This is a genomic window from Streptomyces lydicus, assembly GCF_001729485.1.
Classification (GTDB): Bacteria; Actinomycetota; Actinomycetes; order Streptomycetales; family Streptomycetaceae; genus Streptomyces; species Streptomyces lydicus_D.
Map to the genome: position 1 here is coordinate 4,267,008 of NZ_CP017157.1, position 16,799 is coordinate 4,283,806.

A 16,799-nucleotide genomic window follows, 5' to 3' on the forward strand; every position below is an offset into this window, starting at 1 on the left:
GGGGCGTTCAGGACGGTTCCGCGTCGGCCGGGCTACTCGGCCTTGATGGCCTGGAGCATGTTGAGCTTCGCTGCCCGCCGGGCCGGCCACAGTGCGGCCAGTACGCCGACCATTGCGGCGAGGGCGAGGAAGAGACCCATCCGGCCCCAGGGCAGCACCGTTTCGTAGGTCGACAGTTGGCCGGTGGCCTTGATCAGCTCCCCGGTCGCCCAGGCGAAGAAGACGCCGAGGCCGATGCCGAGTACTCCGCCGAAGAGGGAGATCACCAGCGACTCCAGGCGGACCATCTGCTTGATGCCGCGGCGGTCCAGGCCGATGGCGCGCAGCATGCCGATCTCCTGCGAGCGTTCGAAGACCGACATCGCCAGCGTGTTGATGACGCCGAGCACCGCGACGATCACCGTCATGGCCAGCAGGCCGTAGAGCATGTTCAGCATCAGGGTGATCGTCTTGGCGATGTCGCCGGAGACGTCCTTCTTGTCCGCGACGGTGATCGCCGGGTTCTTGCCGAGCGCCGTGACCAGCTTGTCCTTGGACGCCGCGGTCGCGCCGTCCTTGGTCTTGACCATCACCTGCATGTCGGTGATGTGCTTTTGGTGTGGGGCGAGAGTGGCGTTGTCGAGGATGATGCCGTGGATGATCTGGTTGCGCTGGTAGACGCCGCCGATGGCGAGGGTGCCCCGCTTGCCGTCCTCGAAGGTCACCGGGAGGCGGGAGCCGGTGTGCCAGCCCTTCTCCTTGGCGGTGCTGTCGTCGACGACGGCGCGGTCGCCGCTGAGGGTGCCGAGGGCGCCCTCGCTGAAGTCGAGCTGGGTGAGCTTGCCGAAGTCCTTGCCGTTGACGCCGGTCAGGAACTCGGTGGTGGTGCCGATCCGGGCCGGGGAGTTGCGCAGTGGGCTGGACGCGGTGACCTCGTCTGTGGACGCGAGTTTCTTGGCCACGTCGGGGGAGAGCGGCGTCCGGCTCGCCATGGAGACCATGTAATCGGCCTTCAGCGAGGCGGTGGCCATCTTGTCGATGGCTTGCTGGGCGCTGCCCGCGACCGCCGTCATGCCGGTGATCAGCATCAGTCCGATCATCAGCGCGGAGGCGGTGGCGGCCGTGCGGCGCGGGTTGCGGACCGCGTTCTGCCGGGCGAGGATGCCGGAGATACCGAACAGCCGCAGCACGGGGGCGGCGAGGGCGATCAGCGGGCGGGACAGCAGCGGCGTCAGGACCAGCACGCCGATCAGCAGCAGCCCCACACCGGCACCCATGATGGCCCGGGTGGAGCCGCTGTAGGACATCCCGGTGGCGGTCAGGACCGCGGCCGTGCCGGCGCCCGCGAAGAGCGCACCGATGGTGTTGCGGACCATCAGCGACTTGGTGGTGGCGGTGGCGTGCACGCTGTTCATCGCGGCGATCGGCGGGATCTTCGCGGCCCGGCGGCCCGGCAGCCAGGCGGCCAGGACCGTGACGACGGTGCCGACCAGCAGGGATATCAGGATCGTGGACGGCGAGATCACCAGCGGGCCGTCCGGCACCTTCGCGCCGGTGGCACCCACCAGTGCGCGCAGTGCGGCGGCGATGCCGATACCGGCCAGCAACCCGGTCACTGCGGCCACGGTGCCGACGACGAGCGCCTCGATCAGCACCGAGCGGGTGATCTGGCGGCGGCTGGCGCCGACCGCGCGGAGCAGGGCCAGTTCCTTGGTGCGCTGGGCGACCAGCATGGTGAAGGTGTTGGCGATGATGAAGGTACCGACGAAGAGGGCGACACCGGCGAAGGCCAGCAGCGCGTTCTTCATGCCATCCATGGAGGTGGCGATGAACTTTGCCTGTTCGTTGACGAGTTGTTTGCCCGTGGTGGCGGTGGCGCCTTGCTTGGGCAGGATCTTCTCGACCGCGTCCTTCAATGCTGTCTGAGAGGTGCCGGGGGCGGCCTTGATGTCGATCTCGCTGAATTCACCGGGCGCTGCGAACCTCTTCTGGGCGGTGGCGGTGTCGAACAGCGCGAGGCTGCCGCCGGCCGCGACGGTGCCGTCGTCGGTGGTGAAGATGCCGGTCAGCTTCTGCTCGCGGACCGGTCCGTCGACGGAGATCCGGACGGTGTCGCCGACCTTGTAGCCGCCGCGGTCGGCGGTGTGGGCGTCCAGTGCGAACTCGTGCGGGCCCTTGGGGGCGGCGCCGTCCCGCATCGGATAGCGGGCGTCCTTGCCGTCGGCGCCGGGGAAGTAGTTGCTGCCGCTGGTCGAGAAGCCTTCGCCGATCAGCTTGCCGCTCTTGTCGGCGATGGCGGTGAAGCCGGAGACGGTGCCGGTGGCGGAGGCGGCGCCGGGCACGCCGGCGGCCTTGTCGAGCAGCTTGTGGTCGAGCGGGGAGCGCGCACCGGGTGTGCTCTGGGTGTTGTCGGATGGCTTGATGACCACGTCGACGTTGTCGAAGCCCTTGCGGGAACTGGCCTGGCTGGCGTCGGAGATGGTCGAGGTGAAGACCAGGGTGCCGGAGACGAAGGCCACGCCGAGCATGACGGCGAGGACGGTCATCAGCAGCCGGGCCTTGTGCGCGAGCACATTGCGCAAAGCGGTACGGAACATGGGTGGTCAGTCCTGGAGGAGAGGTCCGGAGGTCGGGTGGCGGCTGCCGCGGGTCAGCTCGTACGGCCCTTGGCGTCGAAGCCCTTCATCCGTTCGAGGACCATGTCGGCGGTGGGGTCGGGCATGTCGTCGACGATCCGGCCGTCGGCGAGGAAGACCACGCGGTCCGCGTAGGCGGCGGCGACCGGGTCGTGGGTGACCATCACCACGGTCTGGCCCAGTTCGCGTACGGAGTTGCGCAGGAAGCCCAGCACCTCGGCGCCGGAGCGGGAGTCGAGGTTGCCGGTGGGCTCGTCGGCGAAGATGATCTCGGGCCGGGAGGCGAGCGCCCGGGCCACCGCGACGCGCTGCTGCTGGCCGCCGGAGAGCTGGCTGGGGCGGTGCTTGAGGCGGCCGCTGAGCCCGACGGTCTCCACCACGCGGTCCAGCCAGGCGCGGTCCGGCTTCCGGCCGGCGGTGTCCATGGGGAGGGTGATGTTCTCCAGGGCGGTGAGCGTCGGCAGCAGGTTGAACGCCTGGAAGATGAAGCCGATCTTGTCGCGCCGCAGCTGGGTGAGCTTCTTGTCCTTGAGGCCGGTCAGCTCGATGTCGCCGATGCGGGCGGAGCCCCCGGAGATCGCGTCCAGGCCGGCCATGCAGTGCATCAGGGTCGACTTGCCGGACCCGGAGGGCCCCATGATCGCGGTGAACTGGGCCTGCCGGAAGTCGACGGAGACCGCGTCCAGGGCGACCACCTGGGTCTCGCCCTGTCCGTAGACCTTGCTGAGGTCCGTAGCACGGGCGAGCGCCGCGGTGGCGCGGGTGGCGGTGGAGACGCCGGAGTTGAGGGTACTCACGGGAAAGGACTCCTGTCGGAACGAGGGAGGGCCGCCTCCGCACCGCCACGGCGAGCGGGCAGAGGAACATCGGTATCCATCGTCCGCAGCCCACAGGCCCCGGGCGTCAACCTGTGTGACCGTCCTCGGCCCACCCCAGAGGATTAACCACACCCCCTTCGTCATCCTCCTGTATGACGCTGCCGCCCCGGTGTCCGGCTGGCTTGCCCAGGAGGCAATCGCATGCTGGCCGAAGCGGCGGACGCGCAGCTGGTGGAGCCCCTGCACGAGGGGCGTTACCGTTTCCGCCCCGAGATACGGCGGCTGCTGGCGGATGCCGCGGGCCCGGAGCCCGGAATCGCGGACGTGGCGCTGAGACTGGCCCGCACGTTGTGGCCGCTTCAGCTGAAGGCCGGGTACTGGGACGAGGTGCTGCCTGCGCTGCAGATCGCGGGCCGGTGTCTCGACGAGCATGACCCGGGTTCCCGTACGGCAGCCGCACTCCACTTCCAGCTCGGTCACTGTCTTGGCGAGTTGCGGCGATGGGAGGAGGTCGACCGTGAGACGCACCTGGCCGTCGCAGCTGAGCGCGGGGCGGGCCACCTGCGGGGCGAAGCCTCGTCTGTGGAGCTGCAGGGACTGCAGATGCTGAGCCGGTGGCGATACGGAGCGGCATACGAGCGGTTCGTCGAGGCGGAACACCTGTACCGGGCGATTTCATCCGGGCAGGACGGCGCGGGGGACCTGCCCCGCGCCCTCGCCCTCGCTGAGCGTCACCAAGGACGTGCGCTACGCGGCTTGGAAGGTTTGGAGGAATCCCGCGCCCTCCTGGAGAGGGCGCTGGACTTCTTCGTGGAAGAGGGCGAGGCATACAACCAGGGCCGCGTCCTCACCGACCTCGCCGAGACACTGCACGACGCCGGCGACGAGGCCGCGGCGCTGGCCAGGATCACCCGGCGGCCTGCCCGTCGCATGGGCCCTGGCCAACCCCAAAGTCGACGAACGCGAGGTCCTGGCAGACATGCTCACCACCGACCCCGACCTGCTGGCCACCCACCCCGGACAGACCGTCATCGGCGACAAGGGCTATATCTCCAAGAACCTGGACGCCGTCATCGCCGACCACGGACTGCGCCTACTACGGCCCAGTTACCGCAACCGCAAGCCCCGCCCGGGCGAGCAGCTGCTCAAACCGATCCGGCAGCTCATCGAATATCGGGTCCTCTAACCGGCGGGAGCGTTCACGGACCTGGCAGCGCAGGAGCTCATGGATGACCTGGTCGGTTCCGTCGTCCCGCCAGGCGGCGAAGTAGTAGTACGTCGCGCATTTCTGCGGCAGGTCGTGCGGGAGGTAGGCCCATCGGCAGCCGGTCCGCCCCTGGTAGAGGATCGTGTTCACGATCTCCCGCATGTCGTAGGCGCCCTGATGGCCGCTGACCGAGCGGTGCCGGTCCCTCCACGCGGTGATCACCGGCTCGATCAACGACCACTGCTCGTCCGATAAGTCGCTGGGATGCAGCTTGCGTTCACTCACCGCCAACCCCAGCAGACCCCGCACCGCGAACCCGCGGATTTCGCCCCCACCCCACACCATCAGGCGATCACAGAACGACTCAAAGGCTCATGAACCGCCCACTGAGTGAGGAGAAGTGGCGCGACAGGCTCAGCGATGCCGACCGGCGGGCCCTGTCCCCGTTGTTCTGGACTCATGTGAACCCCTACGGCCGGTTCGAGCTGGACATGAACTCTCACCTCGCCCTTTCCCGCGTAGCGGCAGCCAAGGCACCCGGCCCACGAACCCCGCCTGAGGCGGAAAACGCCCTAGCGGCGGCGGGTCGAGCAGCCGGGGCAGCTTCCTGAAGATGCGTACCCCTGGTGTCGGGCGAGAACGCCGGAGTCGTTGGGGGGTTTGCCGTGTACTGTCCGTGTGCCGTTCAGTTGTTCTGCTAGGACAGTGTCTTGGTGACCAAGGATGCCGCTTCGGCAATCAGCTTGTTGTCGTAGTCGGCGTCTTTGGTGCCGCGGTTGGACATGATCGCCATGACGATGGGTGCGGCGCCCGGGGGCCACACGACGGCGATGTCGTTTCGGACAGCGTAGACACCGCCTCCGCCGGTCTTGTCCCCGACATCCCATCCCTTGGGTACTCCGGCCCTGATGAGTTCGTCTCCGGTGGTGTTGGTGCGCAGCCACTGCGTGAGCTGTTCGCGTTCGTCCTTGCCCAGGGCATCCCCGAGAACGAATGCCCGCAGGTCTGCTGCCCACGCGCGGGGCGTGGTGGTGTCTTGTGTGGCACCGGGGGACCACTGGTTCAGTTCCGGCTCGCGGCGCTCCACCTTGGTAGTGGTGTCGCCTGTCTTTGCGAGAGCGGCGGCCAGACCCTGTGGCCCGCCCAGTGCGTCGAACAGGAGGTTGGCCGCGGTGTTGTCGCTGTAGCGGACGGCCGCGTCACACAGATCACGCAGGGTCATGCCGGTATCGACATGCTTCTCGGTGATCGGAGAGTGGTCGATCAGATCGCTCCGGGAGTACTTGATCACCTTGTCCATGCCGCTCAACGAGTACTTGCGCAGCACGGCAGCGGCGGCGAACGCCTTGAAAGTAGAGGCGTACGCGAATCGCTCGTCAGCGTTGAAGGCCACCTCCCGCCCATCGCCCGTGTTGACCGCATAGACCCCAAGCCGCGCACCGTACTTGCGCTCCAGCTCCCTGAAATCGCCGACGGACTGCTTCGCAGCGGGATCCGCCTGCGTTGTTGCGGCAGCTGGGGCCGGTGACGCCTGGGTGCTGTCATGGCCGCATGCGGCAAGCGGAAGGGCGACGAGTACAGCGAGCCCTCCGAGAACGGCACGCCTGGCACGAGTGGACTGCATGGTCGGACCTCCAGATAAGCCGTCAAAGGGTGCCGAGAAGAGGCACCGCTCGGGTACCGGCTCATGTTCTTCCTCCGCGTTCCATACGGTCCAATACGCATACAGCCAGTCTCATGCTGTTTCCACATAGCATGGTCGGTATGGACCTGGTGGGAGCATGTCGGGCGTTTGTCAGCGTGATGGAGCGTGGCAGCTTCACCACGGGAGCGGCCGCAGCACGCATGTCACAGCCGGTGGCGAGCCGGCGCATCGCCGCCTTGGAGGAGCTTTTCGGCGAGCGCCTGTTTGAGCGGACATCGCGCCGGGCCACCCTCAGCTCCTTCGGCCGGGACATGCTCCCGGCGGCGAGGCGGCTCGTGCAGGCAGCCGACGCGCTGCTGCACGAGGCAGAGACAGCCAAGCGCAAGCCATGGCGGCTCGCCGTCCCGCACAACTGCTCCACGGGCTCTCTCGCCCGCCTGATCGCCGACGCTCAGGAGCAGGAGGTGATCCTTGATCTTCATACCGGCACGCCGGCGCAGCGCATGGAGCTTCTTCGCTCGCAGCAGGTACGCGCGGCCCTGATCACGGTGCCCGCGGACGAAGCCACGTGGTCCGTTCCGCTCGGCCTCGCGGGCACCGCGGCAGCCGGGGCCAGGCGCGTCTATCTGGCGACGCTCCGGGCCGGGCGGGCCTGCCCGGATCCGGTCCGCAAGGTCTGGATCCAGCCCGAGGACGACGTGCCGCACATCCGCGATCCGCTCACACGCCTGCGCGACGCACTGGGGCTACGGCCGGTGCAGCTCGCCATCGCCGCCGACCTGACCAACGCCATCGCCGAAGTGCTCCGCACGTCCGATCTACTGCTTTGCTCTGCCGCGCAGGCCGACGAGCTCGGCCTCGACTGGAGGCCCATCGGTGAGATCACACTCAGCCGTGGATACAGCCTCGCAGCCGCCATGGACGTCAATTCGCAACATGTCCAAGCACGCCTGGGCAGCGCGATCAGCCGCTGCCTCGGCCCGGCTACCCGGACCACCACCCCTCACGCAGTGGCGGCAGTATGAGCACCGAAGCGCTGCTGCACGACATCCGCCAACAGCTTCTCGAAGGCGGCTTGCACGGCTGCCTGCTGGTCCGCGACCTTTGCAGCGGAGCCGAGCTGGGCATCGAGCCCGACGTCCAGCTGCCCTCCGCCTCCTTGGTCAAGATTCCGCTCGCCCTGGCAACGGCGGAGCGCATCAGGCGCGGAGAGCTCGACGGAGCAACGGCGATCGACGTCCAGCCCGGAAGCATCACCACGCCGGGCCCCACCGGACTGACCCGGTTCCGCCACCCTGCCCGGATCGCCATCGACGACCTGCTCTACCTCAGCACCAGCGTGAGCGACGGGACCGCCGCCGACGCACTCTTCGGCCTCACCCCACCTGCCCAGGTGGCTCAGATCCTGCATGAACTGGGCCTGGACGGCATCACCATCCGGCACGGCATGCGCGAACTCACCCAGACCCCGGCAGAACGCTTCACTCCCGATCAGGCGCACCTCGCCCACACCCTCGCCATTGAAGCGAGCACCAGCGGCCGCGGCCACCACGTGCCACAGCTCGACACCACCCGCGCCAACACCGGCAGCGCACGCGCCTGGACCGCCCTGCTCCAAGCGCTGTGGACGCCATCGGCAATCCATCCCGAGGCCGCAGCACGGGTGCGGGACCTCATGGCCCACAACCTGCTCCGCCACCGGCTTGCCCCGGACTTCAGCTCAGACGCCAGCGGCTGGTCTTCCAAGACCGGCACCCTCCTCAACCTCCGCCATGAGATTGGAGTCGTCGAGCACTCCGACGGGCATGCCTTCGCCATCGCCGTGCTCACGGAATCGCTTGTTCCGGCCAGCACCCAGCCAGGCGCCGACATTCTCATGGCACAAGCCGCCCGCAGACTGCACGACCACCTCCGGCAACTCTGAACCCGAGCACCACCTCGAAGCCGACTCTCACAAACGTTGGCGCCCTCAAGTGATCAACGCACCACCTACGGCGGCGACCGCACCACCGTCATCCCGCCCGAGGGCGGCACGGCCACCACTACCGTCATCGACGCCCGCGGTGTTCGCCGGGCCCTCGGCAGCGACGCGGTTCAGTGCAACGTCAGCGAGGGCTTTACCCTGCGCCTTGGGGTGCCGTCGCTTCGCGGCTGTGGCGGTCTGCTGCCTGGGGGCGCGCGGCGCGGTGCCAGTTCCCTTACGCGCCTTGACGAACTCCGCATCGAAGCGTGCCGGCCTCTTCCGCTCACGCTGTGAGCGGTCGCGATTTCCGTGTGGTGTGTCAGTCGGTTACTGGTGTCACGTTGCCGTTGGGGCCGCAGTGGACGGTCCAGGGAGTCTGGGAGCGGATGGTGTTCTCGTGGATGCGGATGTCGATCTGTGTGGGGGGTTTGTTGCCGGGGACGTTGGCATGGGCGGCGGTGCAGGCGATCTGGCTGACTGCTGTGACATCGAGGTCGCCGGTGCTGACCTTTTGGGGGACGAAGACGTCGACGGCTCCGTCGGCCGCGGTGGCGGTGAGTTGGCCGGCCATCGGTGGTACTTGGCTGATCAGGCCGCGTTGGCGTTCGGCCGGGGTGGGGCCTTCCAGGAGGAGGCCGAGGGCTTGCTGGGGGCTGAGTGGTCGGTCCGTGGGGCGTGAGACGGCACGGAGGCCGGTGGGACCGGCGAAGTAGAGGCGTGCGAAGCGGGCTTCGGTTCCGGGTTGCTGGATGCCGGAGGCCGGAGGGCCGGCGGGCACGGGGTTGGTGGGGCCGATCGCACAGCCGGTGGTTGTGGCGATGAGCAGGGTGGACAGGGGTCCCTCGCTGCCGCGTGGCTCTCCAAGGTCCTGGTGGAGGACCCGATCCGGTTCCGGGCCCCCTGGGCGAAGGGCCGCACGGGAGCCGCCGCCCTGCTGGCCACCTTTGCCGCCCTCGCGACGTTGTGGGCCCTCATCCCCGAACCGCAGACCGGGGCCGGCACCGTCGACGTCACCCGGCTCGTCTCGGCCGGCGCCATACCCCACACCGGGGCCACGAGGAGGCCACTCGCCAGCCCGTGGCGTCACGTCTTCCCCGGCAAGAGCCGTGTGAGTCCCGTGCCGAAGGTCGTATCCGACGTGGAAGGCCGGTCGGCTGCTGGACCTCGGCACAGTTTCCGCTGAGCTCCGGCCCGGCCCTGGCGGCGGCCGCACCGGCGCGGCCATTCGCCCAGCACAACACGGTGCCCTGCAGAGCGCGGCGGCTCGGCCGCCGCGGGCGGCGGGTTGTCCGCGGTTCAAGCGCTGTCCGTAGCGGCGCCCGCCAGTGCCGGCCTGGTGGTGCCGGCACGGCGGTCCTCGCACAGCTGGGTGAGGAGTCGGGCGGCGGCGGCCGGGGCTGGCGGGGCGGGGGCCTCTTCGGGCTGCGCACTCATCGGCACCTCCGGGCAGGTCGTATCGCCACCGTACGCGCGGTCCGGGACGGCTGGGACGGACATGGGGTGATCACGTCGGCAGCGACCCGCAGTGGGTCGCAGTAGATCCGCGAGTCCGGCAACAGGTCGTCGATGGTCCGGCTGCCGTCGGCTTCCATGAGGCGCCAGCCTTCTAACTGACCTTTTCGGGGTGGTGTCGGGTAGTGACGGTTCTTGATCCCTGCGCTGTGCCGATGGTGTGCGGTATGCGCAGGGAGGGGGCCTGACCGCGGAGCGGCAGGTGCAGCGTGAGCAGGTTCGGTCGGGGACTGGCGTGCGGTTTGCCCGGGGTGAGCGGGCGTTGGTGATCGCGAGGGATCTGCGGGTGAGCGAGCGCTCGGTGGAGCGCTGGCGTCGGGCCTGGCGGGAAGGCGGCGTCGAGGCATTGCGCTCGGTCGGTCCGCCGAAGGCGTCGAAGGTGTCGGATGAGCAGTTCACGCTGTTGGAGGTGGAGCTCGGCCGGGGGCCGACGGCTCATGGTTGGGAGGACCAGCGTTGGACGCTGGAGCGGGTACGCGCGGTGATTGAGCGCCGTTTCCGCCTCGTCTGCTCGGTTGCCGGGGTGTGGCGCGTGCTGCATCGGCACGGCTGGTCTTGGCAGAGCCCGGCCCGGCGGGCTGTGGAACGGGACGAGGACGCCGTCGGGTTGTGGAAGAAGGACGTGTGCCCGCAGGTGGAAGCACCGCGGCGGCGCTCGGGGCTTGGATCGTCTTTGAGGACGAGGCCGGGTTCGCGATGACGCCGCCTACCGCCCATACCTGGAGCCGCCGCGGACACACCCCCGTCGTGCGCGTCCGCGGCCGCTCCAGGCGTCGTATCTCCGTTGCCGCCGCGGCCTGTTACAAGCCCGGCGAGCCATCCCGGCTCATCTACCGGCCCCGGTTCCACATGCCGCTCAAAGGCGCTCGCAAGAGCTTCGCCTGGACCGACTACCGAGACCTGCTCGTGCGCGCTCAGATCCAACTCGGTGGCCCGATCGTGGTGGTCTGGGACAATCTGAACACCCACCGGTCCGCCGACCTGCGCAAGTATGCCGAGGGCCACGACTGGCTCACCATCGTTCAACTCCCCAGCTACGCACGGACCTCAAGCCGGTCGAGGGCATTTGGTCGCTCCTGCGCAGGCGCTACATGGCCAACGTCGCATTCGAGAATCCCGACCACCTCACGCGGACCCTCCGACACGGCCTCGCCTGCATCCAACGCGGACCCCACCTGCTCGACGGCGTCTCGCGGAAACCGGACTCACGATCACAACACCGTCCCCGACACCACCCCGAAAGGAGCAGAGCGGCGAACTGATCCCACAGGGGTTCCAGAAGAGATGATGGGACCGCAGGCACGAGCCCTCCGGGTGATCACTGAGCGTCGAGAACTCCATGATCACTCAGGCTCGTGCCTCGCCTTGCATTCGGGCCCGTCTCAGCGGCCCCGCCCCACCATTTGCCGGTCGCTCTCAACTTCACAGCCTTGGGACAAGCCCGCCCTGCTCCGATGTTTCGGCCACGAAGCGCTCTGCGACGGCTGAGCCGGTTCGTGCGCGGCCTGTTCTGGTGCGGTGGGCGAGGTGGAGGGCACCTGGTCGGGGCCTCTCCCCTCAGGGTCTTCCACCCGTGCTGGACGGTGGCCGGCGGGTGGGAGATGCGCCGGTCCTGCTCGACGGTCTTCTCCTCATGGGTCTGGTGGACAGGTGGTACCGAACAGAATGCTCCGCAACCGCTGTTGAGCGGGTCCACCGCGGGCGGCTGCGCCGAGCCGTCCCGTCGTGTCCTTCGTGCGGAAAGCCGACCGCGGCGGCAGATCGACTCGCTGTTGGGGTCGCTGCCTCGGGCCGTAGTTGTTGGACTTCGGGCCAGTGAACGGAACGTCAACTGCGCTTCGTTAACGCCCGTTTCGCTCTCTTCTTCTGTCTTAAGAGATGACATGCGCGGTCCATCGATATATGGTGTCGGCCACTGTCACCCAGGGTGGTGCTGTGGCCAACGATTGATGTGCTGGTTGGACGCCGCAGTGGCCGGGGTGCAGTCCCTACCCCCCTCACAGCTCTGCCTGCGTGCACCGGACCCGGTCGTGCCAGACCGGGGTCGTGCACGCCGCAGAAAGGCATGCCCATGTCCCGAATACGGGTCACCAGACCCGCCGCTCTGGCCGCGCTGGCAGGCTTAGGAGCCTGTCTGGCAGTCGTCGTCGTGCCGTCCGCGTTCGCGGGTACGACCACCCCGGCCGGCCACACCTGCACGATCCGTGCCACGGCGAAAGGCTCCGAGGCGCCGCTCAGTTGTCTCGGCGTCACCACTTCCCTCGACCACCTGCCTGCTGTCGGCGAGCAGGCCACCCTCACCGTGAACGTCACGGCGCAGTCCGACGTCAGGCACGCCGGACTGTCCGTCCAACTACCGCCCGCGATCCAGATGACCGGCGAGAGATCCGGCCTCGCTGCACCCACCACGGACACCTTCGGCCAGCGCATCAGCCGGACGTTCGCCCTCACCCCGGGCACCCGCACCATCAAACTCCAGGTCAAGGCCGTCGCCGCCGGACCCGCCCAGATCCAGGCGGACGTCACCGACATCGACCGCCCCGACCCGCGTCGTGCCGGGCACGACTCGTTGGAACTCACCGTCGGGACGTCGAAGGGCTCCTCCGGCAAGGGCGTCTCGGTCACCAAGGCCGGCGCGGCCCCGGTCCACCGCCCCGGGGCCGGCGCCCGCAAGGCGCGCCCGGTGACCCCCAAGGCCGCTGCCCCCGCCCCTGTCTCTGCCCGCGCCTCGGCTGCCTCGGCCACTGCCGCCCCGCGCGCCGCCGCAGCCACGTCCAACGCCCAGGTCTGCGTCAGCGGCACCTTCCGCAACCGCTTCCAGTCCGCCGAGGGCGGCAGTTGGAACGGCAAGGCCAACCGGGACGAGCCGGTCAGCAACGCCAACATCACCCTGTGGGGCAAGCCGACCGCCGGCAGCGCTACGCAGAAGCTCGCCACGGGAATGACCGGCAACGGTGACGGCAAGTTCAACCTCTGCTACGCCCCGAGGGCCTCCGTCACCTCCCAGGCATGGGTGGAGTTCCAGACCCAGGCCGGCCGCATGTGGTCGGTGGTCGACGGCAACGGCCGCTTCTACTCCACCGCCACGTATGCGCTGAACAACATCTCGCGCAGCACCAGCCTGGGCAACGTGTACGCCAACGACGGACAGAGCCGTGCCTGGCACGCCCTCGACACGCTCAACAAGCTGTGGTGGAACCGTGGTTCCACGACCAACTGCTGGGCAAGCAGCCAGCAGGATGGCCACTGCACGCCGATCACCGTCCAGTGGTATCCCGGCTCCACCGACGGCACCTACTGGACCACCAACGACGACAAGATCCACCTGGCCGACAACGACCCCGACGCCGAGCACACCACCGTCCACGAAGCGGGCCACGCCCTCATGGGCAAGCTCTACAGAGGCTGGTGGCCGCAGGTGAGCAACTGCTCGCCCCATTACGTCAACCGCACCTCCTCCACCAGCTGCGGCTGGACCGAGGGCTTCGCCAACGCCGTGGCGTTCCACACCTTCAACGACACCACGTACTACTGGGGCAACGGCAGCTCCATGAACCTCGCCAATAACCGTTCCACGAACGGCATCGATCCGGGCGACGCCTGCGAGGCCCGCGTGGCCACCGCACTGGTCGACCTGTGGTCCCAGGTCGACGGCGGCTGGACCAAGAGCAACGCGATGATGTCGCGGACCGGGCAGTCCAGCTTCCGCGAGTACTTCGTCAACGACCGGCCCGTCTACGGCCTGGACAGCGGCTCGAAGGCCCGGAACATCCTCTTCAATCACACCATCCAGTACTGATCCTGATCGCTGTCAGGGGGACTGGCGGCAAAGGGTCCCATGGACCGGGTCGACAGGCGGCCCGGTCCATGCGGGTGTTCAACGGCACCCTCATCGGGACCGGCACCGATTCCTGCCGGCTCGCCGGCACCGGACGCGAACGGAGCCTCCCGCCAACGTTGAGCTGCACGATTCCGCCGGAGAGCCGATCGCTGTGCTCCGTCCCTCCGAGGCCGCGATCTACGGCCGCTTCGGCTACGACCCCGCCACCCGCCAGAACCAGTTCCGGTGCGACAAACGATCCCTGCACTTCCGTCCCGGAACCGATTTCGGCGACGGAACCACCCAGCTCCTGGACCGCGACACGGCCCGGCCTTTGATCGAGAAGGTCTACGACCAGGTCCGGGCCGCCTCGATCGCCTGGCCCGACCGGGCCGAGCGGCTCTGGGACAGCCGGTTGGCCGATGCACCGCACTCGCGTGGCGGCGCCACATCACTGCGCTGTTTGGTGCATCGCGACGCGGCCGGCGACACCCCCGGCTACGCGGCGCTCGCTCACCCGCAGATCCCTCGCGATCACCTGGTCGACCGCGACGCGGTCGCTTCCGGAGCCGCAGCCTCCGGCGAGCCGACTACGACCTGGGTGACCAGGCCCTGTGGAACCCGTCGAACGGGGCGCACGGGGCAGGGCCGCCCGCCTCAGTCTGTTGCACGCCCTCAGACTCGTCACCGGCCGCCGCACCGGCATCGTCCACAGCCTATGGCGACAACATGTCACCCAGCTCCTGGACGAAACCGCGTGCGGCCTACGGCCCCGGCCTGCACGGTGTTCCACGAATCCGCGCCGGCCTTGTGGATCGGTGATGCGTGCTCCTCGCTCTCGTGGCGGGAGAGCGAGGAGCCGGAGAGGTTACGGGATGTGGCTGGCGGTCGAGTACTGCGCCGCTTCGCCGGCCGGTCGGCGCCTCATCGGGATCTCGAAGTGCACGGTGGCGACGCCCGGGCCGTGTTCGCCGGTGGTCCGGGCGTCGAACACCTCCTCGGCCATGCTCCGCCAGAAGGTCTCCACGCCCTCGACGTTGACGTTGGTGTGGAGGTAGATGCTTTTGTAGCCGGGCATGTTCGCGATGATGTCGCAGGCCGTATGGACCAGGGTGCGGGCGAGGCCCCGGCGCCGGTGTTCGGGGTGTACGTAGACGCGAACCAATTGGGCAGTGGTTCCGCAGGGGTAGCGTTCGGCGAGCCAGCGCGGGTGAGGGGGATGAGCCGGGCCCGCGGACCGTACCCCGGTCGTGGCGACCACTTCGCCGTCGTGGACGGCGACGAGGAGCAGATGGCGGGGGTCGTCGAGGTAGGTGCCCTCGATGTCCAGCACGTCGTGGTGCCAGCGGGGCACGTAGCCGTATCCGAACTCGTGGTACAGCGTGTCCAGCATGATGCGGCGTGCGGGGTCCACATCGGCAGGTGTCGCGGGGCGCACGGTGTATCCGCAATGTGCGGTCTCGCTCACGGTTTCTCCTGTCCGGCATGCGTTTCTGCGCTGCGCATGCGTCTGTGTGGCCGGCGTCGCGTGCGGGGCGGCACTGTCGTCGCGGCGCATGCCACCCTGGTAAATTTATGAAAACGATTTTCAGGAAGCTGTTTCGCTCCCGCGTTCACGGCACGTCCGGCAGCCCGGGGCCGGTGCAGTTCACGTCCGCCTTCGGTGTCGTGCCGTGGACGAGATAGGCCGCCGCGGTGTTGTCCACGCATGCGTTGCCCCGGCTGGCGAACACGCCGTGCGAATAGTCCTTGTCGAGCGTGACCAGGCGCGAGCCGGGCAGTAGTCGGCGCAGTCGGCGTGCGCCCTCGATGGGGGTGACGGGGTCGTGTACGGAGGCCACCAGCAGTACGGGTGGAGCGTCGGGGCTGCCGAGTGGGGTGCGGCGGGCAGGCTTGTGGCGCCAGTAGGCGCAGGTGGGCGCCTCCATGCCGGTCAGGACCGGCTGCGGGTCGAGCTGGCGGGTGCGGTGGATGTCCGCCAGGATCCGGTGGGGTGTGGGGGCGGGGGAGTCGGCGCACTTGACGACGCGGTTCGCCGCCTCGTAGTTGCGTGAATCCGGGCTGTCGAAGGCGGTGGTGGGGCGGAGCCCGTCGGGGTGTCCGTCATTCAGGTAGTCGTGCAGGCCCTCGGCGAGGCCGACCCAGCGTTCGGTGCGGCCCAGTGCGCGGTAGACGGCACGGTCGAACTCGGCGGGCCCGAAGCCTTCCGCGGGGTGTCTGGTGAGTCCGTGGCGCACGCGCAGGTAAGCCCGGCGCGTGGCGGCCGCGCTCCCGCCGAGGCCGAAGCGGTCCGCGTGGGCGGCGGCCCAAGTGAAGAAGGTGTCGCGCTGCCGCAGCAGTGCGCGGCTCTGGATGACGTCGAAGTCGTACCAGTCCCACGGGCCCACGACGCTGTCGAGCACCATGCGGCCCACGCGGTGCGGGAAGCGCGCGGCGTACGCGGCGCCGAGGTAGCTGCCGTAGGAGACGCCGAGGAAGCTCGTCCGGCGTTCGCCGAGTGCGGCGCGGATCGCGTCCATGTCCCGCGCCGTCTGTTCCGTGGACAGATGGGGCAGCGATTCGCCGGCGCCCGCGGCGCAGTCGTCGGCCAAGTTCCGTAGCGAGGTGAGGTAGTTCTTCTCTGCCGGCCTGTCTACGGGTACGGGGTTCGCGCCCGGGCTGGTGAAGAGGCCGCCCATCCGGCCGCAGTTCACGGGGGCGCTCTGTCCGACGCCACGGGGGTCGAAGCCGATGACGTCATACGTCCGCCGCACGCTCTCCGGGAGCTTGGCCCGCTTCGTGACCGCGTAGGAGAGTCCGGAGCCGCCCGGTCCTCCCGGGTTCACCAGCAGGATGCCGCGCCGCTCGCCGTGGGAGCCGGATGCGCGTATGCGTGACACGGCCATCTCGATGTGCGGCCCCCGTGGACGGTTCCAGTCGAGCGGGACCCGGAGCCGTCCGCACTCGACGTGTGTCGGGGCCGGCGGGTTCGGGAGGGAGTCAGGGCATGCGCCGAAGCGTAGAGGGGGCGTCGGGGTGGCGGCCTGGATCGGGCCGGCGGGGGCGAGGGTGGCGGCGGTCAGCACCGCGCACAGCACGGCGGTGCGGCGTAGGGGAGGGGTCACGGGGCCTTCCAGAAGGGCTCGGCGAACAAGGGGGCGGCAAAGACCCGCCCACGAGATGACAATGAAAATGATTATCGTTAAAGTGTGCGTCGGGCAAACCCGACCCCCTTCCTCC

The 16,799-nt window shown here is 68.8% G+C and carries 10 protein-coding genes and 3 pseudogenes; 5 read left to right on the forward strand and 8 right to left on the reverse strand.

Features of this window, described 5'->3' with window-relative positions; all coding sequences use genetic code 11:
- Positions 1-32: 32 nt before the first annotated feature.
- Both SL103_RS18505 and SL103_RS18510 read right to left on the reverse strand, forming a co-directional pair.
- Complete coding sequence (locus tag SL103_RS18505; protein ID WP_069570104.1) at positions 33-2,576, reverse strand: ABC transporter permease; 2,544 nt, start codon at positions 2,574-2,576, stop codon at positions 33-35.
- 53 nt (positions 2,577-2,629) lie between these two features.
- Entirely contained in the window at positions 2,630-3,412 is a 783-nt protein-coding gene (locus SL103_RS18510) for an ABC transporter ATP-binding protein (protein ID WP_069570105.1), read from the reverse strand.
- Between the two features lie 928 nt (positions 3,413-4,340).
- On the opposite strand from SL103_RS18510, the pseudogene SL103_RS36920 reads away from it, so the two are divergent.
- A pseudogene (locus SL103_RS36920) lies at positions 4,341-4,604 on the forward strand (IS982 family transposase); the annotation flags it as partial.
- On the opposite strand, the pseudogene SL103_RS18520 reads toward SL103_RS36920, so the two are convergent.
- Positions 4,601-4,925: pseudogene (locus SL103_RS18520) on the reverse strand (transposase); the annotation flags it as partial. The pseudogenes SL103_RS36920 and SL103_RS18520 overlap by 4 nt on opposite strands.
- A 412-nt stretch (positions 4,926-5,337) precedes the next feature.
- Complete coding sequence (bla, locus tag SL103_RS18525; protein WP_069570107.1) at positions 5,338-6,264, reverse strand: class A beta-lactamase; 927 nt, start codon at positions 6,262-6,264, stop codon at positions 5,338-5,340.
- A gap of 140 nt (positions 6,265-6,404) precedes the next feature.
- On the opposite strand from bla, the gene SL103_RS18530 reads away from it, so the two are divergent.
- Together SL103_RS18530 and SL103_RS18535 are read left to right on the forward strand one after the other, a co-directional pair.
- Positions 6,405-7,310: a LysR family transcriptional regulator gene (locus SL103_RS18530; protein ID WP_069570108.1), complete on the forward strand. Its 906-nt coding sequence runs from the start codon at positions 6,405-6,407 to the stop codon at positions 7,308-7,310.
- Complete coding sequence (locus SL103_RS18535; protein ID WP_069570109.1) at positions 7,307-8,209, forward strand: serine hydrolase; 903 nt, start codon at positions 7,307-7,309, stop codon at positions 8,207-8,209. Before SL103_RS18530 ends, SL103_RS18535 begins: the two co-directional genes overlap by 4 nt.
- A gap of 358 nt (positions 8,210-8,567) precedes the next feature.
- Here SL103_RS18535 and SL103_RS38795 read toward each other — a convergent pair whose 3' ends face one another.
- Positions 8,568-8,819, reverse strand: coding sequence for a hypothetical protein (locus SL103_RS38795; RefSeq protein WP_244303957.1), 252 nt, complete (start codon positions 8,817-8,819; stop codon positions 8,568-8,570).
- 725 nt (positions 8,820-9,544) lie between these two features.
- Complete coding sequence (locus tag SL103_RS36195) at positions 9,545-9,682, reverse strand: hypothetical protein (protein ID WP_164492730.1); 138 nt, start codon at positions 9,680-9,682, stop codon at positions 9,545-9,547.
- A 238-nt stretch (positions 9,683-9,920) separates the two neighbouring features.
- Between SL103_RS36195 and SL103_RS39590 the strand changes: the two are divergent.
- Positions 9,921-10,973, forward strand: a pseudogene (locus SL103_RS39590) (IS630 family transposase); the annotation flags it as partial.
- Positions 10,974-11,831: 858 nt separating this feature from the next.
- Positions 11,832-13,559 (forward strand): mycolysin, encoded by a 1,728-nt coding sequence (locus tag SL103_RS36205; protein ID WP_079145823.1) that lies wholly within the window; start codon positions 11,832-11,834, stop codon positions 13,557-13,559.
- Between the two features lie 889 nt (positions 13,560-14,448).
- On the opposite strand, the gene SL103_RS18555 is transcribed toward SL103_RS36205, so the two are convergent.
- Positions 14,449-14,973 carry a GNAT family N-acetyltransferase gene (locus SL103_RS18555; RefSeq protein ID WP_397686070.1) on the reverse strand — a complete coding sequence of 175 codons (525 nt, stop codon included), beginning with the start codon at positions 14,971-14,973 and terminating at the stop codon, positions 14,449-14,451.
- Between the two features lie 220 nt (positions 14,974-15,193).
- Entirely contained in the window at positions 15,194-16,684 is a 1,491-nt protein-coding gene (locus SL103_RS18560) for an alpha/beta hydrolase (protein WP_079145824.1), read from the reverse strand.
- Positions 16,685-16,799: the final 115 nt, after the last annotated feature.

Bases quoted from the DNA above. Each gene is read 5' to 3' on its own strand.
- SL103_RS18505 (WP_069570104.1), bottom strand. From the start codon at position 2,576: ATGTTCCGTACCGCTTTGCGCAATGTGCTCGCGCACAAGGCCCGGCTG.
- bla (WP_069570107.1), bottom strand. From the start codon at position 6,264: ATGCAGTCCACTCGTGCCAGGCGTGCCGTTCTCGGAGGGCTCGCTGTA.
- SL103_RS18530 (WP_069570108.1), top strand. From the start codon at position 6,405: ATGGACCTGGTGGGAGCATGTCGGGCGTTTGTCAGCGTGATGGAGCGT.
- SL103_RS18535 (WP_069570109.1), top strand. From the start codon at position 7,307: ATGAGCACCGAAGCGCTGCTGCACGACATCCGCCAACAGCTTCTCGAA.
- SL103_RS38795 (WP_244303957.1), bottom strand. From the start codon at position 8,819: ATGGCCGGCCAACTCACCGCCACCGCGGCCGACGGAGCCGTCGACGTC.
- SL103_RS36195 (WP_164492730.1), bottom strand. From the start codon at position 9,682: ATGAGTGCGCAGCCCGAAGAGGCCCCCGCCCCGCCAGCCCCGGCCGCC.
- SL103_RS36205 (WP_079145823.1), top strand. From the start codon at position 11,832: ATGTCCCGAATACGGGTCACCAGACCCGCCGCTCTGGCCGCGCTGGCA.
- SL103_RS18555 (WP_397686070.1), bottom strand. From the start codon at position 14,973: ATGCTGGACACGCTGTACCACGAGTTCGGATACGGCTACGTGCCCCGC.